Raw genomic sequence first — 19881 nt, 5'->3', positions numbered from 1 at the left:
CAGGCGCTGGCCGCGGCTCATTTTCGCCATGAGCGGTGGCCAGCCTCCCGGCACAACTTGGAGGTCTTCAGCATGCGTCTGACCAGCCTTTGCCTCGCCGCGGCGGTGCTCGCCGGTGCGGGAACCGTGGCCGCCGCCCAGGGCCGCTTCATCCATCCGGCCGACACCAGCAAGGACGACAGGATCAGCCAGACCGAATGGGTCGCCTACAAGCTGCCTGCGGCCGAGTTCGCCAAGGCCGACAAGAACAAGGACGGCCAGATCGACGGCCCCGAGTTCGTCGCCTGGGACACCGCCTACAAGGCCGCCCACAAGGGCCACTAGAGCGCGTTAGGCCAGCGCCTGCTCCAGGTCTGCGATCAGGTCGCCGGCGTCCTCGATCCCGACCGACAGGCGGATCAGGCCGTCGTCTATGCCGATCCGCGCCCGCGTCTCGGGCGGGATCGAGGCGTGGGTCATGATCGCCGGATGCTCGATCAGGCTTTCGACCCCGCCCAGGCTTTCCGCGAGAGTGAACAGCCGCGTCCGCTCCAGCATTCGCCGCGTCCCAGCCAGGTCGCGGTCGAGCACCGCCGAAATCATGCCGCCGAAGCCGCCGGTCATCTGGCGCCTGGCGAGGTCGTGCTGCGGATGGCTATCGAGGCCCGGATAGATGACCTTGGCCACGTCGCTTCGGCCTTCCAGCCAGCGGGCGATCGCCATGCCGTTCTCGCAATGCCGCTGCATGCGCAGGGCCAGGGTCTTCACCCCGCGCAGGGCCAGGAACGAGTCGAAAGGCGAGGCGACGGCCCCCACGGCGTTCTGCAGGAAGGCCAACTGGTGGGCCAGCTCCTTGTTTTGCCCGACCACCAGGGCCCCGCCGACGATGTCGGAATGGCCTGAGACGTACTTGGTGGTGGAGTGCATCACCGCGTCGAACCCGAACTCCAGCGGCCGCTGGCAGTAGGGGCTGGCGAAGGTGTTGTCCGCCGCCGCCAGGATTCCGCGCCGCCTGGCGAGGTCGGCGATGGCCGCCAGGTCGGCCAGCCGCAGCAGTGGATTGGTGGGCGTCTCCACCCAGATCAGCCGGGTCCGCGGCGTGATCGCCGCCTCGACGGCCGCCAGGTCGCTCATGTCGACGAAGCTGAACTCCAGACCCGCGGTGCGGCGGCGGACCTTGTCGAACAGGCGGAATGAGCCGCCGTACAGGTCCTCGCTGGCGATCACGTGGGCGCCGGCGTCCAGCACCTCGAGAAAGGTCGAGATCGCCGCCAGCCCCGAGGCGAAGGCGAAGCCCCGCGTCCCGCTTTCCAGGTCGGCGATGGCCCGCTCGAAGGCGAAGCGGGTCGGGTTCTGACTGCGGGAATATTCGAAGCCTTTGTGCTCGCCAGGGCTCTGCTGGGCGTAGGTTGAGGTGGCGTAGATCGGCGGTATGACCGCCCCGGTCGTGGGGTCCGGCGACTGGCCGCCATGGATGACGCGCGTCGCAAATTCCAGGCGGTTCCGACCGTGGCGGCCGCCGTTCTGATCCTCGTCCGTCACGCTGCCCGCCGTAGATAGTTGATGAGGTCGATGCGGGTGATCAGCCCGACGAATTCGTGGCCTTCCAGCACGATGGCCACCTGATCGCGTTCGAAGACCGGCAGCAGGGCGTCCAGCGGATCGCTGGCCTGCAGGGTGTCGAGCTTGGCGGTCATCGCCGCCGAGACCGGCTGCAAGAAGCGCCTGTCGGGCTTGGAGTCCTCGATGGCCTCAAGCAGGTCGCTCTCGTCGATCAGGCCGATCAGCCGGCCGCCGTCCAGCACCGGAAGCTGGCTGACATCGGCCTGGCGCATTCGGTTGTAGGCGGTCAGCAGGTTGTCCGACGGCCCCACCGTGACCGCCGCCCCCTCGTCCGCCGAGCGCCCGATCAGGTCGCGCAGGTCGCCGTGCAGGCGCCGGTCGGTAAGGCCCTGCTCGGCCAGCCAGCTATCGTTGTAGACCTTGGACAGGTACTTGGCGCCGGTGTCGCAGACCAGGGTCACCACCCGCTTGGGCTCGGTCTGCTCGCGGCAATAGCGAAGCGCGCCCGCCAGCAGGGTGCCGGACGACGAGCCGCCCAGCACCCCGGCGCGAGAGAGCAGCTCGCGGGCCGCGGCGATGCTCTCGGTGTCGGGAATGGTGTAGGCGGTCGACACCAGCGACAGGTCGCAATTGACCGGCACGAAGTCCTCGCCGATGCCTTCGACCACCCACGAGCCGGGCTCGATCATCTTGCCCGTGTTGACCAGCGGCGCGAGGACCGAGCCTTCGGGATCGGCCAGCACCATCTTCGTCTTGGGCGAGGCCTTGGCGAAGAAGCGGCCGAGGCCGGTGAGCGTGCCGCCCGACCCCACCCCGACCACCATGGCGTCGATGTCGCCCTCCATCTGCTCCAGGATTTCCGGGCCGGTGGTGGTCTCGTGCGCCAGCGGATTGGCCGGGTTGGCGAACTGGTTGATGAAGATCGCCCCGGGTATGCCGGCGGCCAGGCGCTCGGCCATGTCCTGGTAGTACTCGGGATGGCCCTTGCCCACGTCGGACCGGGTGATGCGCACGTCCACCCCCATGGCCCGCAGGTGCTGGATCTTCTCCCGGCTCATCTTGTCGGGGACCACCAGCAGGATCTTGTAGCCCTTCAGCACGCCGACCTGCGCCAGGCCCAGGCCGGTGTTGCCGGCGGTGGCCTCGACGATGGTCCCGCCGGGCTTCAGCGAACCGTCCGCTTCGGCCGCCTCGATCATCGAGCGAGCGATCCGGTCCTTGATGGAGCCGCCGGGATTGGCGCTCTCGAGCTTTACGAACAAGCGGCAGGGGCCGGTGTCGAAGCCGAGCAACTCGACCATGGGGGTCCGACCGATGAGGTCGAGCGCCGACCTGGCCGGAGGCGGCAACGGGATTGCGCCTTGGGTCATCCAATGGAGCTCCTGAACGGGCCTTTTCAGCGAAACGCCTGGGGTGGGTTTCCGCGCCATCACCAGCAGCATATGGGCGATTTTCCCGCCTTGGCCAGTAGAACGGCGTTCGTCAGTCGCCGCGGCCGCGCAGTTCGGCGATTTTTGGCCCTATCCGACTCGACTTTTGCGCGCCGCTCGGATGAGGTGCGCGCCTTTTTCGGAGTGGGGGCCGCGCCATGATCTCTCGTTTTCTGCTTTCAGCGGCGATGGCCGCCGTCCTCGCCGCGCCGGCCTTCGCCGATGCGCCCAAGGCGGACGCTCCCAAGTGGGACGTGAACGCGCCGCCGGGCCCGACCCGTCAGGTTCCGATCGACGTCACCTCCGGCACTTGGATGAGCCTGGACGTCAGCCCTGACGGCAAGGAGGTCGTGTTCGACCTGCTGGGCGACCTCTACGCCATGCCGATCTCCGGCGGTGAGGCGCGCCCGCTGACCAGCGGCATGGCCTGGGACATGCAGCCCCGCTATTCGCCCAACGGCCGCTGGATCGCCTTCACCTCCGACCGCGGCGGCGGTGACAACATCTGGATCGTCGACCGCAACGGCGGCCAGCCGCGGCAGGTGACCAAGGAGACCTTCCGCCTGCTCAGCCAGCCGTCCTGGACCCCGGACTCCGAGTTCATCGTCGCCCGCAAGCACTTCTCCTCGACCCGCTCCCTGGGGGCCGGCGAGATGTGGCTCTACCACCGCTCGGGCGGCGAGGGCCTGCAGCTCACCAAGAAGCGCACCGACCAGAAGGACTCCGGCGAACCGGCCTTCTCGCCGGACGGCCGCTATCTCTATTTCAGCGACGATTCCACGCCCGGCGGGGTCTTCGAGTACTCCAAGGACGTCAACAGCCAGATCTACGTGATCCAGCGGCTGGACCGCGAGAATGGCAAGGTCGAGCCCTACGTCACCGGCCCCGGCGGCTCGATCCGCCCGACGCCGTCTCCGGACGGCAAGTCCTTGGCCTTCATCCGGCGCGTCCGCTACAAGACCGTGCTCTACGTGATGGACATCGCCTCTGGCCGCGAGACGCCGGTGTTCGACGGTCTCGACCGCGACATGCAGGAGACCTGGGCCATCCACGGGGTCTATCCGACCCTGGCCTGGACGCCGGACAACCGCTCTCTCGTCGTCTGGGCTGGCGGCAAGATCAAGAAGATCGACGTCGCCTCCAAGTCCGTCGCCGAGATCCCCTTCCACGTCCAGGGCTCGCGAACCGTGCAGGAGGCCGTGCGCTTCCCGGTCGAGGTCGCGCCCAAGGACTTCAAGGTCCGCATGCTGCGCTGGACCTCGGTGAACCCGCAGGGCGACAAGGTCGTCTACCAGGCGCTCGGCCATCTCTGGATCAAGGACCTGAAGAGCGGTGCGGCCCCGCGTCGCCTGACTCGCCAGAGCGACCATTTCGAGTTCTATCCGTCCTGGTCCCGTGACGGCCGCTCCATCGTCTACACCACCTGGAACGACCAGGACTTCGGGACCGTCCGCGTGGTCGGCGCCGGCGGCGGCGAGGGCAAGGTGATCTCCAGCCAGCCCGGCCACTATGTCGAGCCGGTCTTCAGCCCGGACGGCTCGCAGGTGGTCTATCGCGCGGTGTCCGATGGCTTCCTGACCTCGGCCATGTGGGGCCGCGAGCCGGGGCTCTATGCGGTCTCGGCCAAGGGCGGGGCCAAGGCCGAACGCATCTCCGACAAGGGCGTGCAACCGCAGTTCGGCGCCTCCAGCGACCGGGTCTTCTTCATGACCCTGGAGGCCGAGGACAAGCGCGCCCTGCGCTCGGTCGAGCTCGACGGCTCGGACGAACGCACCCACCTGATGAGCGAGTTCGCCACCGAATATGCGCTCAGCCCCGACGAGAAGTTCGTGGCCTGGACCGAGCGGTTCAACGCCTATGTCACGCCCTTTGTCGCCACCGGCCAGACGGTGGACCTGTCGCCCAAGACCGCCTCGATCCCGGTCAGCCGCGTGACCCGCGACGCCGGGGAGTTCCTGCACTGGTCGGGCGATGGCCAGCGTCTCTGGTGGTCGATGGGGCCGGAACTCTATTCCCGCGATCTGAAGGAGGCCTTCGCCTTCGTCGACGGCGCGCCGGCCGAGCTGCCCAAGCCGGCCGAGCAGGGGATCGACATCTCCTTCACCCAGGCCGCCGCCGCCCCGCAGGGCCGCATCGCCTTCACCGGCGCGCGGATCGTCACCATGAAGGGCGACGAGGTCGTCGAGAACGGCACGGTGGTCGTCAACGGCAACCGGATCGAGGCCGTCGGTCCCAGCGCTTCGGTCGCGGTCCCGGCCGGCGCCAAGGTCATCGACGCCGCCGGCAAGACCATCATCCCCGGCCTGGTGGACGTCCACTGGCACGGCTCCATGGGCGCTGAGCAGCTCATCCCGCAGCAGAGCTGGGTGAACTATGCGGCCCTGGCCTTCGGGGTCACCACCATCCACGACCCGTCCAACGACTCCGGCGAGATCTTCGCCCACAGCGAGCTGCAGAAGGCCGGCGAGGTGATCGGCCCGCGGATCTTCTCCACCGGCACCATCCTCTACGGCGCCAAGTCGCCCTACACCGCCCAGATCGACAGCCTCGACGACGCCCGCTCCACCCTGCGGCGGATGAAGGCGATCGGGGCCTTCAGCGTGAAGAGCTACAACCAGCCGCGCCGCGACGAGCGCCAGCAGATCCTCGCCGCCGCGCGCGAGCTGGGCGTCATGGTGGTGCCGGAGGGCGGCTCGCTGTTCGAGCACAACATGACCATGGTCGTGGACGGCCACACCGGGGTCGAGCACTCCATCCCGGTGGCCAAGGTCTATGACGACGTGCGCCAGCTCTGGCCGGCCACCAAGGTCGGCTACACCCCGACCCTGATCGTCGCCTACGGCGGCTCCTTCGGCGAAAACTACTGGTACGAGCACACCGACGTCTGGGCCGACGAGCGGCTCTCCAACTTCGTCCCGCGCCGGGTCCTCGACGCCCGCGCCCGCCGCCGGATCAAGATGCCCGACGAGGAGTACAACCATGTCGAGATCGCCAAGGTGGCCAAGGAGCTGAACGACCTCGGCGTCTCGGTGCAGCTCGGGGCCCACGGTCAGCGCGAGGGCCTGGGCGCCCACTGGGAGCTCTGGATGTTCGCGCAGGGCGGCATGACCCCGATGCAGGCGCTGCGCGCGGGCACCCTCTCGGGCGCCCAGTACTTGGGCATGGACAAGGACATCGGCTCCCTGGAGCCCGGCAAGCTCGCCGACCTGCTGGTGCTCGACGCCAACCCTCTGGAGAACATCCGCAACAGCGCCTCGATCCACTACACGGTCGCCAACGGCCGGGTGTTCGAGGCCATGACCATGACCGAGCTCGGCAAGCCCGCCCACAAGCCGTTCTGGTTCTCGCAGCCGGGCGGGGAGGGCTGGGGCGCGGCCTCGACCGTCTCCGTCAGCCACCAGGAGGACTGATGGCCAAGGCGACCCCTGCGACCCGCGCGCTGGACAAGGCCGGGGTCGCCTACGAGCTGCACGCCTACGACTACGACCCCGACGCGCCGCGGGTGGGCCTGCAGGCCGCCGAGAGCCTGGGCGTGGCGCCCGACCAGGTCCTCAAGACGCTCATGACCCTGGTCGACGGCAAGCCGGTCTGCGCCGTGCTCGCCTCCGACCAGGAGGTCGCGATGAAGAAGCTGGCGGCCGCGGTCGGTGGAAAATCGGCGCAGATGATGAAGCCAGCCGACGCCGAGCGGATCACCGGCTATCGGGTCGGCGGGGTCAGTCCGTTCGGCCAGAAGCGCCAGGTCCCCACCGTCGTGGACCAGGCCGCCCTCGCACACGCCAAAGTGTTCGTGAATGGCGGCCAGCGCGGATTGCAGGCGCTGCTGTCTCCGGCTGACCTCGTGGCGGCCCTGCCCGCCAAGGTGGCGTCCCTGACCTGAAATGTCGTTGCGCGACGCAGCGGAAGGGGCCTTAACTTAGCGCTGATAACCTTAGGCGGCGCGTACGGGCGACCGCCAAGGATCGGGTCGGGCGCAAGCCCGGGCAAAGGGGGAGGCGTCATGGCGGCGGTGAGCCTGGAGCGTCGGCGCACTTACCACGTGGGCAATGTCAGGGGGCAACTTCTGGCTGCGGCCCGCGACATCCTGCAGGAAAGCGGCCGGGCTGGTCTTTCGCTGCGGGCGATCGCCGATCGGGCCGGCGTAGCGCCCGGAACGGTCTATTACCACTACGCCGACAAGGCCGCGCTGCTCGCCGGTCTGGCCATCGACGGCTTTCGCCAGCTCGCGGACGCCATGCGCCTGGCCTACGAACGCCGCGGCCTCGACAGCGGGCTGAGGTCGACCGGCCTGGCCTACATCTCCTTCCTGCGCGAGAAGCCCGAACTCTACGAGCTGATGTTCGAGGCGCGCGACGGCGCCCGCCGCGACGACGTCATGGGCGCGGAGGCCGAGGCGATGGCCGTCTCGCGCACGGCGATCATGGAGGATTTCGTCGGCCATCATCCGCCCGAGCTTTCCCAGATGATCGCCGAGGCGATCTGGGCCTGGGGGCGCGGAATCGCCGCCGTCTCGCTTTCCCGCGCGCGCCCTGGCGACGGGCCGGAGGGCGAGACCCTCGAAGCCGGGGTGCGTGGACTCGAGGCGCTGATCCTCGGCCGCTAGAGCACGGTGCGACCGGGCGGAATCGTCTGGTCGTTGAATCGTGCTCTGGCTTCAAAGATCTGATCTCAAGACCGGCATACGCTTCTTGCGGAACGCGCCCGGAGCCTTTCGATAGCCTTTTCCGAAGCTTAGCTGTTGGCTGCCGGCCCCGAGGCCGGGTTCTTGCGCCACAAGGCCCGCGCAAAGTTCCGGCGACGCCGCTTTTCTCCTATTCGAACGCCGTTCGAGGCATCCAGCCTGGACCCATCAAGCACTCACGACGGGCGGCATAACGCCCGCGTTGGCTGGGAGGTTTTTATCATGGTTCAATCACTGCGCCTGCGCAGTCTGTTCATCATGGGCGCGTCCGTCGCGGCCATGTCCGCCGCCACTCAGGCCGCGGCCCAAGACAGCTTCACGATCGAAGAGCTCGTCGTCACCGCCGAAAAACGCGAGCAAAGCCTGCAGGACGTACCGGTGGCCGTCACGGCCTACACGTCCGAAAAGCGTGACATCCTCGGCGTGACCTCGGTCGAAGACCTGGCGCGCGTCTCGCCGAGCATGGCCTACACCAACAACGACCGCCTCTCGATCCGGGGCTTCGGCCGCCTGACCAACGCCATCGGCACCGACCCGTCCGTGGCGCTCTATTCGGACGGCATCTTCTCGAACTCGATGGCCGATTCCTCGACCCCGTCGCTGTTCATCGAGCGGACCGAAATCCTGCGCGGCCCGCAGGGCACCCTCTATGGCCGCAACTCGGTCGGCGGCGCGCTCAACATCATCGGCCGCCGTCCCAGCGAAGAGTTCCAGGGCGAAGTCCGCGCGATGGTCGGGAACTACGGCTCCTGGCGCACCGACGCCCTGGTCACCGGGCCGATCGCCGACAACCTCCGCTTCCTGGTCGGCGGCTCGCTGGAGCGCCGCGACAAGGGCTTCATCGAGAACATCGGCCCTGGCGGCGACACCAGCGCCATGAAGCGCTACATGGTCGAGGCCCAGATCGAGGCCGACCTCGGCGACAACGCCACCGCCCGCCTGCGCTATACCAAGTTCGACTGGGACGACAGCTACGGCGTCGGCAACAACCACGAGGCGGTGATCAGCCCGTACGACACGCGGTCCCCGACCGGCCTGGGCAACGCTGCGCTCTACTACAACCCGACCTTCGGTTTCGCCGGGGCCAACGTCGCCAGTTCCGATCCCTTCAAGATCGACATGAACCAGACGATGGAGGGCAAGCTCAGCAACCACAACCGCCTCCAGTTCGACCTGACCTGGGATCTCGGCGGGGCGACGCTGAAGTATCTGGCCGGCTACCAGGCCTACACCTACGACACCGCCGGCGACGAAGACCGCTCCTCGCGGCAGGGTCTGTTCGACATGCCGCTGGGCGTCTTCACCGCGGCGGGCGTCTCGCCGGACCAGCGCTTCTTCTATCAGGAGAAGCAGAAGTGGTGGTCGAACGAGATCAACCTCTCGTCCAACAACGACGGCCCGCTTCACTGGATCGCCGGTCTTTACCAGTACCACCAGGACTATTCGCAGCCTCAGGGCCTGCGCGTGCTCGGCGACGACGCCATGCTCACGCCGCTCAGCTTGGCCACCCGCGGTCCCGCCGCGCCGAACCCGGACGGCAACTTCCTCCTGGTCAACGGTACGCTGGAAGTGAACTCCTACGCGGTCTTCGGCCAGGTGGACTACGAGTTCGCGGAGAACTGGACGCTCACCGCCGGCCTGCGCTGGACCAAGGACGAAAAGACCGGGACCGACTCCGCCCGCTACGTGTCGCGTAGCCCGACCACGGCTGGCCTGCTGAACCAGTTCGCCGCCGTTCCGTTCCCGATCGCCCAGGGTATCGCCCTGGACTTCACCACCTTCGTGGCTTGCGGCGGGGCGACCATCGCGGCCTGTCATGCGATCCCGGCCTACGCCAATGTCCGCGAAAATCCGACCGGCGGCCTGACCCGGGACCTCAAGGCCGACTACGACGCCTTCACCGGCACCCTCGGCGTCCAGTGGCAGCCGGACGGCGACACCAACGCCTACGCCCGCTACAGCCGCGGCTACAAGTCCGGCGGATGGCTGGCCTCCAACGGCCTGACCGCCAACCCCTATGCGGACCCGGAATACGTCAACAACTATGAGATCGGCCTGAAGAAGACCTTCGGCGGCCGCTTCCAGTTGAACTCGGCGATCTTCTACGCCGACTATGAGGGCTTCCAGGCCCCGCTCAGCGTGATCATCGATCCGACCTCGGGCGCGACCGGCACCCAGTTCCTGAACCTCGACGCCCGCAACTGGGGCGTTGAACTGGAAGCCCAATGGGCGCCGATCGACAACCTGCAGATCTTCGGCAGCTACGCCTATATCAACGCCGAGGTCACCAACGGCTGCTGCTTCGTCGACGTCAACGACCCGACCGCCTCCAAGGCCGGCGCCAATCCGATCGGCGGCACGCCCACGGCCCGGACCCAGGACCTGAAGGGCAATCGCCTGCCCATGACGCCGGAGAACAAGTTCAACTTCGGGGCCAACTACACCTGGGACTTCGACATGGGCAGCCTGACGGTCGGCGGGACGTACACCTATACCGACGACCAGCAGAGCACGATCTTCAGCCAGGACAACTACACGGCGCCGTCCAACGAGATCGTGGACTTCCGCGCCCTGTGGAAGGACGGCCAGGATCGCTTCACGATCATCGGCTACGTGAAGAACGCCTTCGACGAGGTGGCCTATCAGAGCGCCACCGCCTCCAGCCTGACGGCCCTTGGGACCTACCGCCAGACGGTGAAGCTGAACTTCCCGCGCACCTACGGCGTGGAGTTCCAGTACCGCTTCTAAGGTCAGCGATTATATACTTTGCAAACCCGTTGGTTTAAAACCCCTTAGCTAGTTCCGCGTATTGACCCCTGACTTAGACGCGGCATATATGCGTCTCATTGAATCCTGACGCTCCACTCGCTTGGGGCGACAATCCTAGGAACACCCGCTAAGCTTTACCGCTTGGCGGGTGTTTCCGTTTCGGGGTTAAGGAATGAAGACGGCGCTCTTGATCGATGGCGGGTACGTGCGCGCCTGCGCAAGGGCCGCTGGCCACCAGTATGACAATCAGTTCATCGAGGCTTTCGCGCAGAAGTGCGTGTCCGCTCCGCCCGAGTACCTTTTCCGCGTCTTCTACTACGATGCGCCGCAGTTTCGCGGCACACGCAACCTTCCGGTGTCGGGAAATCCCACGAACTTCCAGTCTAGCGACAACTGGCTGAAGGAGCTGGCGAAGCTAGAGCGTTTCGCTGTCCGCCGTGGCTCCCTTGGCTTCCGTGGCTGGAGGCCAAGGAACCTGCCGCTCCAAGGTGGCGCCCCGCTAACTGATGCCGATTTCGAACCCATTTTCGAGCAAAAGGGCGTCGACATGCGGATCGGCCTGGACATCGCGACCTTTAGCGAGCGCAGGTCGGTTGATCGTGTCGTTCTGGTGTCTGGAGACACGGACATGATCCCTGCGATGAAACACGCCCGCAAAGCCGGGATCGAGGTCGTCCTGATCCAACTGCCTCAGCCAGCGCTCCGCCTACACGATGACCTGCAAGCGCACGCGGATGTGGTGCGCCTTATCGCTTGGCCCTAGTCGTCGTCCTCAGGAGGGGCTTTCAGCGCGATCTTCAGCACGGCCTCTTCGAACCGAGCTTCGTCCTCGTCCGCTTCTAACTCGCGGGCGAGGTCTTTGAATTTGTCGAGTTGCGGCTGATCTCCCCCTTCGGGGTGACGATGCTTCCCGCTCATTGCGACCGCTCCCAAATTTCGTCTGCGCTACTCCATAGTTCAGCAAGCCGCTCGCGATCCCCGTTGCGCCAGGCGCCTTCCAGCGAATCGGCCAGCGAAGCGTCGTAGGAAAAGACAGAATCGCGCGGGAATCCGACGCCGGATAGCGGCACGATGCCATCGGCATCTACCGCAGACGGATTCAAGACATATGCAAGCCGGTCGCTCATTCCGGTCAGTTCCCGGACGAGGGGGCGATCCCCGTAAGCCCTTGCTAAAACACGCATTTTCTGAACTCCGACTGGGATGGCGGCAGCCTAGTCGCCACGCTCGGAGGGACGCAAACGCTATGTTGGTTATGTCTGGCTCTGTAACCGCGACGGACGGTTTGCGTTCGTTTTGGTTATGGGTTACACCTGCTGGCATTGGAAACGGGAGTGGGCGGTTATGGCCGACCAGTTCGACGACGTACTCGGCGGCGACGAGGGGCAGAAGCCCAAAGGGCGCACGCCCCCGTACATTGCCTACAAGACGTTCCTGAATCTTCTGAGCGAGTTGAAGGCTCACGGACTGCCGCCGCAAATCGATCGCTCGGTACTGACCCGGTTCGCTGGCGGTCTGCAGGGGCAGATCCTACTCGCCCTGCGCTCCCTAGACCTGATCGATGATGCGAAGAGGCCGACGCCTAAGCTGGCGGCGCTGGTGGATACTTACGATACGCCGACGTTCAAATCGGAACTTCGGCCGATTGTTGAGGCAACCTATCCTGCGGTCCTTCGGCTGGATCTGTTGACCGCAACGCCGTCGATGTTTGCGGATGCCTTCAAAGTCGGCACCGATGCGAAGGAAGACGTCCTGCGAAAGTGTCGGACGTTCTTTCTGCATGCGGCGCGAGACGTGGGCATCCCGCTTGGCCCGCGCATCGAAAAGGCGAAGTTTCCGCGTCCTCGCAATGGCGGCGCGCCGCGTCGGTCCAAAGCACCGGCTGCGGAACCTCAGAAAGTTACGGATGTCGGCGGTGTCGGCGGCGGAACGCCCCCACCCAACCCGATGTCAGACAAAGCCCTCGAATATAAGCTCGTCGACCTGATGAAAGAGGATGACATCGACGACGCCGAACGTTCCGCGATCTGGACGCTCATCCAGTACCTAACGCGGAAGTCGAAGAACAAGGCGGCCAACCAGTGATGGTTGACCGCCTCATGATTTCCCGCGCCGCGCGTCGATCCCGACCAAAGGCTGCGCGCGCCGCCAAACCCCGAGAGAAAGGAGGAGCGCCATGTGGTCCATGGCCCGGTTGTTGCCGGTAGGCCGCTGAGAAAAGCGGCCCAAAACCCCTGCCCCTTCCACAAGGGGTAAGAGCAACGGCGTGGTCGCCTTCCAAAAGCGGCCGCGCCGTTGTGCTGTTAGCTTATCACGATGAGCTCGACGGTGGAATCCCCGCGGCTTTAGCTCTCTCGCGCCTGAATGCGGCGCGCTTATCGGCTGAGCGGTTCCAAATAGTATATCGCTGTTTGCGGCCTAGCGCCTTATGCCGGGGCCCGCTGGTCAGGCAACCGATAGGTCAGCCGCTTCCCAACGGCGCCTTGCAGCGCGCAGGTGGCGCGCGTGGTGTCGTCCACGCCGAGCGCGGCGCGGTAGCTGTAGCGGAAGTCGAACTCCACGCCCGGCCGCTCTCGCGTTCGATCAGGCTCACGACCTTCATCTTGTGATGGAAGCCCTTGCCGGTCTTGCTGGGCGTGGCGTCGGGATCGCGGCCGATGAAGGTTTCGTCCACTTCGACGGTCGCGCCGCCACGGCCGAACGGGTCCAGGTCGCCAGAGCGCATAGCCTCGCGGATGCGGTGCGCGAGGAACCAGGCGGTCTTGTAGGTCACTTCCAGGGTCCGGTGCAGCTGGTGGGCGCTCACGCCCTTCTTGCTCGCGGTCATGAGGAAGATGGCTTGCAGCCACTTCGTCATGGGCAGCTTGGACTCTTCGAAGATCGTGCCCATGCGCACGGTGAACTGCCCTTTGCAGTCGCCGCACTTCTTGAGGCCGTAGCGGACGCGCTTTTCGGGGTTCGGCTTGATGGCGCTGATCCGGCCGGTGCAGCCGCAGTGCGAGCAGACCGGACCCTTCGGCCAGATGATCGCCTCAACGAAGTCGAAGGCGGCTTGCTCGTTGTGGAAGTAGGGGCGGCTGAGGACAGACATCTGCTTGATTCTTGCAGGAACCTTATAGCACCGCTCTCGTGGGTTTGCAAAGTATATAATCGCCCTAAGGTCGGTGAGGAACGAAGACGGATCGGGCGCTGCGGCTTCGCAGCGCCCTTTCCTTGCGCCTCTAGCCCGGCGGCCAGCTCGCCGCCTTCAGTTCGACGGGCACGCCTATCGGCAGCGGCGCCCAGCCATGTTCGGCGATCACATCGTTGCTTTCCACGGCCCGCCGGCCGGGCGCCAGGGACCAGGTGATGTGATAGACGCCGCCGTCTGGCCGCGCCGAGAGCCCGGCGATCTCGACGATCGCGGCCTGGACCCCTCTGCGGTCATTGGCGAAGCCGATTATCTCCGCCGAGGTGTCGGCCGGCTCGAATCCCGGCCTCCCGCCGAACTTCAGAGTGACGTGGTCGCAGACGACGATCTCGTACGCAGCCGGAAACCGCTGCAGCAACGCTTCGCGCTGCCCGCGCTCAAGCTTCCAGCCAGACACCCTGACGCCCATCACCGCTCCTCGCCTGACGAGCGAGGTCAACCACGGACTCCCGATTGCGTTCCCGCTCCAAACAAGATCCTCGCCCATCGCGGGAGGCGGCTCGCCGAAAGGCGAGGCGGAGAGGGCCGCCGCCAGGGTGGGGGCTGCAGCTTCAGCCGCGCCCCACCCCGGCCGCTTCCGTGGCCTGTCCTTCCTGGGAAGGGAGAAGCTCCCTTACAGCGACGAGCGAAGCATCCAGGCGTGCTTTTCGTGCGCCGTGAGGCGGTCCGAAATCAGGCTGGCGGTCACTTCGTCGCCGGCTTCCTGGGCCGCCGGCAGGATCGAATATAGCGTGCCGATCAGGGCCTCCTGCGAGGCCACCAGATCCTGGATCATCGCTTCGGCGTTCTTCGCGGGATCGCCGTCCTTGATGGAGGAGAGGTTGCCGAAGGCGCCATAGCCCTGCGGCGCCAGTTCGCCCAAGGCGCGGATGCGCTCGGCCACTTCGTCGATGGCCGCCCACATCTCGGTGTACTGGGCCATGAACAGCGAATGGAGCTGCGAGAAGTTCGGCCCTCGAACATTCCAGTGATAGCCGTGGGTCTTCAGGTAGACGGCGTAGGTGTCCGCCAGCAGTTTCGAAAGTCCCTCGGCGACCGCCTTGCGGTCCTTGGCGCTCGGGCCTGCATTCGGCATTGGATCGATTCCTCTTCTCAAGCTTCGACGCTCGCCGCGGCGGGCGAGCCAGTTCCATGGGCCGTGATCCGCGCCCAGACCCGCTCGTGAATGGCGAAGGCCAGGGTTTGGAAGATCGGCTCGATCATCCCGATCGCCAGCGCCGCCCGCCAATCCCGGGTCAACGCGTAGGCGACGGTGATCGCCACCGTGAGGTGCATGACACTGTAACTTAGGGTCTTCTTCGCCGTTTGCATCGTTCTCGACCTATTTGCGATTAATTCGCAATATAAGAAGCGGGCGGCGCGTGTGAAGGGCGGCGATTCCGATTTTTCGGGCCTAGGGGTTCGGCGTCTCCCGATGCAGGACGAAGGGCGCGTCCGGATCGCTGGGCGGCGGCGTGGCCGGGGTCGGCGGGATGACCGGCGGGCTCACCACCGGTGGCGCGACGACCGGCTGCGGAGCGGCGGCCGGGACGTCCAGCTTGGGCGCCTCGGGCGACGGGGCGGGGGTCGGCTCGGCCGCAGGCCGCGGGGCGAGGGCCTTGGGCTGGATGGCGGCCACGCGGGTCTCGGTCTTTGCGCGCGGCGCGGCGGGCGCCAGCGTCGGACGCGGCGCCTCGGCCACCGGGGCGGGGAGCGTTTCGGCGACCGCGGGGCCCGCTTCGGCGCCAGCCGGCGTCGCTGCGGCCGGCGGCGTCGCTGCGGCGGTCATGGCGGCGGTCTGGGCGGCGGGGGCCGGGGCCTCCCGTTTCGTCAGCATGAATGCGGCCGCGCCGCCCAGCACGACAAGGCCGACGCCGATGCCGGCGACCAGCGGCAGGCGCGAAGTCTGCTTGGCCTTGTGGACCGGCCTCGGGGTGAGGGCGAGGGGCTCGACCGGCGCGGAGATCGATGCTGGCGCTGGCGCGGGCTCCGGCGTGGCGACCGGCGCCGCGGCCGGGCGCTCGATCGGCGCGGCGACTGGCGCGGCGGGCCGCTGGGCCTGAACGGCGGGACGGGGCGGCACGCCATGCGGCGCCTGACGTTGGCCGAAGGGCAGGACATTGGATCCCTGCGGGCTTGGTCCGGGCGCGCCGGGCAACGGCCGTGTCACCAGCGGGGTGGGCGCGGTCGGGGCCTGCTGTCCCAGGATGGTCGCGGCCTGCGGGCCGGCGGCGGCCGGCGCCTCGCCGATCGGGCGCGTGAACACCGGCCGCGGGGCCGGCTGCGGCGGCTGAGGCGCAGCTTGCGGCGCAGGCGCGGCTGGCTTGGCCGCGCCGGCAAGGGTGATGGTCGGGGGACGCTTGGCGTCACGTCCCCACGGGCTCGAACGGATGAACGGATTTTCGTCCTGGTCTGCCGGCGGCATGGCTCACTCCAGCGCCGTCGACTCGGCGCAGGGGCATCCTAGCGCCGAGTTCGACGGTTATTGGGCGCCAAGGCGCTAGCGTTGGGCCGTCCGCAACGGCTTCACCGCAGCGGTCGCGCAGCTCGCCGGTTCGGCCATGCCGTGCTGGGCCAGGCAGTAGATGTCCTCGTAATAGGGGCCGGCGGCGGACAGGCACTGATAAAGGTTCAGCTTGGCCACGCGCACGCACATCCCGCTGCGCGGCTCGCTCATCAGGTTCCGCGCCCGGCCGTCCTCGCCAAGGATGTTCAGGGCCGCCACGGCCAGGCCGCGATTGATCACCGGGCTCGCCGCGCCGTTGCGCCGTCCGCCCTCGGCGACCGCCGAATAGAGCCGCGCCTGGTCGCCGGTCATCGGCCGATAGCCGGCGCTCGAAATCTGCTTCACGCGGGTGAGCCGCGCGCGGGGCTCGGGCACGAAGGTCTTGGCCCAGGCGTATCGCTGGGTGTCGTAGGAGGCCTTCTTGACCCTGGCCGCGCTGGCGGTGAGCGCCTCGCCTTGGCGATAGAGGGCGAAGCTGGCCCGCGCCGCGCCGCCGTCGGCTCCGGGCAGGGCGGCGGCCAGCTCCGGCCGGGCGGCGATCCGGGCGGCCAGACCCTTGCCGGTGCGCTTGTCCTGCGCGGCCTTGCGCACGCCGGCCACGAAGCGCGGGTCCTGCATGGCTGCGACGGCCGCATAGGCGATCATACCGGCTTCGAACTGCTTGGGTTCATAGGCCGAACCGACGCGCAGGCCCTCGGCCACATCGGCCGGGCCGGAGAACTTGCCGTCGATGCTGCGCGCGTTGCGCATGAAGCTCTCGAAGGCGCTCGCCTGCGCCTCGAGCTTCGGGTTCGCCCGCGCCGCGGACGAAGCGGTCTGCTTAGGTGGCGTCGTTGCGCAGCCCACCAGCAAGGCGAGCGCCGCGGCGCCGGCCAGGCCGATCTTGAATCCAGTGTCCATTCGGACCCCTCCCAAAGTCACGGCCCCCCGCGCGCGACTTGACGGATTCATGATGAAAATTGCGTTGCCGAGCTTGGCTGTAGAGCGGCAGGTTCCTGCGCGGAATGGCAGGAAACCTGCCGTTAGGACGACAGAATCTCCGCCAGGCTCGGCCCTTCCGGACTATCGAGCCGGGTGAACAGCAACTTGTCGATCCGGCGGTCGTCCATGTCGATCACCTCGACCCGGAACGCCCCGATCTCGAAGACGTCGCCCTCGGCCGGCAGGCGTCCGATTTCGTGCAGGACCAGACCTGCGGCGGTGTGGAAATGGCTGGTCTCCTCGAAGTCGGCGCCCAGCGTCTTGGCCAGCTCGTCGACCTCGGTCCGCCCATCGACCAGGAAGCTCCCGTCCTCCCGCTCGACGATGGTCTGGCTTCCCTCGCCCTCATAGCCCTCGTCGAAGTCCCCGGCGATCATCTCAAGCAGGTCGGTGGGGGTCACAATCCCTTGCAGGGCCCCGAATTCGTCCACCACCAGGGCCATGTGCAGCGGCGTCTGCTTGAGCAGTTCCAGGGCCCGCAGCAGGGAGGTGCTCTCGACAATGTAGAGGGGCGTCGCCATCAAGGCGGCGATGTCGACCCCATTGCCGTCCAGCACCGCGTCCAGCACGTCCTTCTTGTGGACGACGCCGACGGGTTCTTCGACGTCCGCGCCGGTGGTGACGACGATCCGCGAGTAGGGGCAGGCCCGGATGTCGGTCATCTGCTGCTCGGGCGTGTCGGCGAGCGAGATCCAGTAGAGGTCATGGCGCGGCGTCATCGCCACCCGCACCTGCCGGTCGCCCAGGCGCAGCACCTCGCCGATCATCGCCTGTTCCTCGGGCTCGATCAGGCCGGCGTTGGCGCCCTCGGCCAGGACCGTCTCGACGTCCTCCTGGGTGACGCGGTCGCCCTTCTCGTCGCGAATGCCCAGCAGCCTCAGCACGGCCACGGTGGAGACGGTCAGCAGGCTCACGAACGGGCCCATCGCCTTGGCCATCAGCGACAGCGGCCGCGCGACCAGGCCGGCGATCGTCTCGGGGAAGGCCATGGCGAAGCGCTTGGGCACCAGCTCGCCGACGATCAGCGACAGGTAGGTGATGACCACGACGACCAGGCCGGTGGCGATCAGCTCCGAATACTCGTGCAGCGCCGGAATCTTTTCCAGGATTTGGTCGAGCTCGCCGGCGATGGTGGCCTGACCATAGGCGCCCGACAGGATGCCGATCAGGGTGATGCCGACCTGGACGGCGGCCAGGAAGCGGGTCGGATGTTCGGAGAGGCGCAGGGCTGCCGCCGCGCCCTTGTCGCCGCGTTCCGCCCGGGCCTGCAGCTTGGCCCGGCGCGAGGACACCACGGCCAGTTCGGACATGGCGAACAGGCCGTTGAGCACCAGAAGCAGGAGCACCACGGCCGAGGCGAGAAGGATCATTAAAGGTTGAACCCAGGCGAGGCCCTCCTGGGGCCCCGCTGCACCCTAACCGCAATGCGGCCTCGAAGCGACGCCCATGCCGGCGTGATTTGCGGCTGGAGCGGAACGAAAAAGGGCCGCCCCGAAGGACGGCCCAATCCTGGTCGGCTTGTCGGTCGCTTAGAAGATTTCGAACAGGCCCGCCGCGCCCATGCCGCCGCCGACGCACATGGTGACGACGCCGTACTTGGCGCCGCGACGCTTGCCTTCGTGCATCAGGTGGCCGACGCAGCGCGCGCCGGTCATGCCGTAGGGGTGGCCGATGGAGATGGCGCCGCCCGAGACGTTGAGCTTCTCGTTGTCGATGCCCAGCTTGTCACGGCAGTAGAGAACCTGGCTCGCGAAGGCTTCGTTCAGCTCCCACATGTCGATGTCGTCGATGGTGAGGCCGGCGCGCTCCAGCAGCTTCGGGATCGCGAAGACCGGGCCGATGCCCATTTCCTCGGCCCCGACGCCGGCCACCGCCATGCCGCGATAGGCGCCCAGCGGGGTCAGGCCGCGCTTTTCGGCTTCCTTGCGTTCCATCAGCAGCACGGCGGCCGAGCCGTCCGAGAGCTGGCTGGCGTTGCCGGCGGTGACGAACTTGCCTTCCGGAACGTAGCGGCCGCCCTTGAAGACCGGGTTCAGCTTCTGAAGGTCGGCCAGCGTGGTCTGCGGGCGGTTGCCTTCGTCCATGCTGACGGTGATTTCCTTGTCGGCCGTTTCGCCGGTTTCCTTGTTCACCACGACCTTCATGATGGTGGTGATCGGGGCGATCTCGGCGGTCAGGCGGCCTTCGGCCTGGGCCTTGGCGGTGCGCTGCTGCGACTGCAGGGCGTACTCGTCCTGGGCCTCGCGGCTGATCCCATAGCGGTCGGCGACGATCTCGGCGGTCTCGATCATCGAGGTGTGGATCTCCGGCACGTTCTTGGTCAGCCAGGGATCGGACGCCATGAAGCGGTTCATCTTGTCGTTCTGGACAAGCGAGATGGACTCCACGCCGCCGCCGATGGCGATCGGGGCGCCGTCGTTGATGATATACTTGGCGGCGGTGGCCACGGCCATGAGGCCCGACGAGCACTGGCGGTCCATGGTCATGCCCGAGACGGTGTTCGGGAAGCCGGCGCGCAGCAGGGCCTGACGGGCGATGTTGTTGCCGGTGGTGCCTTGTTCGAGGGCGCAGCCGAACAGCACGTCGTCCACCTCGGCCGGGTCGATGCCCGCGCGCTCGACGACGGCGGCGATCGAGTGGCCGGCCAGGGTCGCGCCATAGGTGTTGTTGAAGGCGCCGCGATAGGCCTTGCCGATCGGGGTGCGGGCTGTGGAGACGATAACGGCTTCACGCATTGCAATGGTCCTAGGTTGGGGAGGAGCGGTTGACCTGCCCCGACGCGAACGCCGGGACCGGTCCGTTG

At 67.1% G+C, this 19881-nt stretch carries 18 protein-coding genes and 1 pseudogene; 7 read left to right on the top strand and 12 right to left on the bottom strand.

Features of this window, described 5'->3' with window-relative positions:
- The first annotated feature begins 72 nt into the window (after positions 1 to 72).
- The gene (locus ABID41_RS07055; protein WP_331930381.1) at positions 73 to 324 is read left to right on the top strand and encodes an EF-hand domain-containing protein; all 252 of its coding nucleotides are present in this window, start codon (positions 73 to 75) and stop codon (positions 322 to 324) included.
- 6 nt (positions 325 to 330) lie between these two features.
- On the opposite strand, the gene ABID41_RS07050 is transcribed toward ABID41_RS07055, so the two are convergent.
- Both ABID41_RS07050 and ABID41_RS07045 read right to left on the bottom strand, forming a co-directional pair.
- Positions 331 to 1521 (bottom strand): cystathionine gamma-synthase, encoded by a 1191-nt coding sequence (locus ABID41_RS07050; protein ID WP_331930379.1) that lies wholly within the window; start codon positions 1519 to 1521, stop codon positions 331 to 333.
- Complete coding sequence (locus ABID41_RS07045; RefSeq protein ID WP_331930377.1) at positions 1518 to 2912, bottom strand: cystathionine beta-synthase; 1395 nt, start codon at positions 2910 to 2912, stop codon at positions 1518 to 1520. The genes ABID41_RS07050 and ABID41_RS07045 overlap by 4 nt, the downstream gene beginning before the upstream one ends.
- Positions 2913 to 3130: 218 nt before the next feature.
- Here ABID41_RS07045 and ABID41_RS07040 point away from each other — a divergent pair, with 218 nt between their 5' ends.
- From ABID41_RS07040 to ABID41_RS07020, 5 genes are all read left to right on the top strand, one after another.
- On the top strand, positions 3131 to 6382 hold the full coding sequence (locus ABID41_RS07040; RefSeq protein ID WP_331930375.1) for an amidohydrolase family protein: 3252 nt from the start codon (positions 3131 to 3133) through the stop codon (positions 6380 to 6382).
- On the top strand, positions 6382 to 6852 hold the full coding sequence (gene ybaK, locus ABID41_RS07035; RefSeq protein ID WP_331930373.1) for a Cys-tRNA(Pro) deacylase: 471 nt from the start codon (positions 6382 to 6384) through the stop codon (positions 6850 to 6852). Before ABID41_RS07040 ends, ybaK begins: the two co-directional genes overlap by 1 nt.
- Before the next feature lie 120 nt (positions 6853 to 6972).
- Entirely contained in the window at positions 6973 to 7575 is a 603-nt protein-coding gene (locus ABID41_RS07030) for a TetR/AcrR family transcriptional regulator (RefSeq protein WP_331930371.1), read from the top strand.
- 300 nt (positions 7576 to 7875) lie between these two features.
- Positions 7876 to 10401: a TonB-dependent receptor gene (locus ABID41_RS07025; RefSeq protein WP_331930369.1), complete on the top strand. Its 2526-nt coding sequence runs from the start codon at positions 7876 to 7878 to the stop codon at positions 10399 to 10401.
- Positions 10402 to 10594: 193 nt separating this feature from the next.
- Positions 10595 to 11185 (top strand): NYN domain-containing protein, encoded by a 591-nt coding sequence (locus ABID41_RS07020; protein WP_331930367.1) that lies wholly within the window; start codon positions 10595 to 10597, stop codon positions 11183 to 11185.
- On the opposite strand, the gene ABID41_RS07015 is transcribed toward ABID41_RS07020, so the two are convergent.
- Both ABID41_RS07015 and ABID41_RS07010 read right to left on the bottom strand, forming a co-directional pair.
- On the bottom strand, positions 11182 to 11340 hold the full coding sequence (locus ABID41_RS07015) for a hypothetical protein (RefSeq protein ID WP_331930365.1): 159 nt from the start codon (positions 11338 to 11340) through the stop codon (positions 11182 to 11184). The two genes, ABID41_RS07020 and ABID41_RS07015, sit on opposite strands and share 4 nt — an antisense overlap.
- Complete coding sequence (locus tag ABID41_RS07010; protein WP_331930363.1) at positions 11337 to 11549, bottom strand: hypothetical protein; 213 nt, start codon at positions 11547 to 11549, stop codon at positions 11337 to 11339. Before ABID41_RS07010 ends, ABID41_RS07015 begins: the two co-directional genes overlap by 4 nt.
- A 217-nt stretch (positions 11550 to 11766) precedes the next feature.
- On the opposite strand from ABID41_RS07010, the gene ABID41_RS07005 reads away from it, so the two are divergent.
- Positions 11767 to 12507, top strand: coding sequence for a hypothetical protein (locus ABID41_RS07005; RefSeq protein WP_331930361.1), 741 nt, complete (start codon positions 11767 to 11769; stop codon positions 12505 to 12507).
- Between the two features lie 484 nt (positions 12508 to 12991).
- Here the strand turns inward: ABID41_RS07005 and ABID41_RS07000 are convergent.
- From ABID41_RS07000 to ABID41_RS06965, 8 genes and pseudogenes are all read right to left on the bottom strand, one after another.
- Positions 12992 to 13513, bottom strand: a pseudogene (locus tag ABID41_RS07000) (IS1595 family transposase); the annotation flags it as partial.
- 130 nt (positions 13514 to 13643) lie between these two features.
- The gene (locus ABID41_RS06995; protein ID WP_331930359.1) at positions 13644 to 14021 is read right to left on the bottom strand and encodes a hypothetical protein; all 378 of its coding nucleotides are present in this window, start codon (positions 14019 to 14021) and stop codon (positions 13644 to 13646) included.
- 204 nt (positions 14022 to 14225) lie between these two features.
- A complete protein-coding gene (locus ABID41_RS06990; protein ID WP_331930357.1) occupies positions 14226 to 14687 on the bottom strand; it encodes a Dps family protein in 462 nt (153 codons plus the stop codon).
- A 17-nt stretch (positions 14688 to 14704) separates the two neighbouring features.
- Complete coding sequence (locus ABID41_RS06985) at positions 14705 to 14923, bottom strand: DUF2061 domain-containing protein (RefSeq protein ID WP_331930355.1); 219 nt, start codon at positions 14921 to 14923, stop codon at positions 14705 to 14707.
- A gap of 82 nt (positions 14924 to 15005) precedes the next feature.
- Entirely contained in the window at positions 15006 to 16016 is a 1011-nt protein-coding gene (locus tag ABID41_RS06980) for a hypothetical protein (protein ID WP_354297357.1), read from the bottom strand.
- 75 nt (positions 16017 to 16091) lie between these two features.
- Positions 16092 to 16997 carry a hypothetical protein gene (locus ABID41_RS06975; protein ID WP_354297356.1) on the bottom strand — a complete coding sequence of 302 codons (906 nt, stop codon included), beginning with the start codon at positions 16995 to 16997 and terminating at the stop codon, positions 16092 to 16094.
- A 122-nt stretch (positions 16998 to 17119) separates the two neighbouring features.
- A complete protein-coding gene (locus tag ABID41_RS06970) occupies positions 17120 to 18448 on the bottom strand; it encodes a hemolysin family protein (protein WP_331932246.1) in 1329 nt (442 codons plus the stop codon).
- Between the two features lie 159 nt (positions 18449 to 18607).
- Positions 18608 to 19813, bottom strand: coding sequence for an acetyl-CoA C-acyltransferase (locus ABID41_RS06965; protein ID WP_331932247.1), 1206 nt, complete (start codon positions 19811 to 19813; stop codon positions 18608 to 18610).
- Positions 19814 to 19881: the final 68 nt, after the last annotated feature.

Origin of the sequence: Phenylobacterium koreense (genome assembly GCF_040545335.1) — a bacterium.
Taxonomy (GTDB): domain Bacteria; phylum Pseudomonadota; class Alphaproteobacteria; order Caulobacterales; family Caulobacteraceae; genus Phenylobacterium; species Phenylobacterium koreense.
This window is presented reverse-complemented; position numbering and strand designations above follow the sequence as displayed.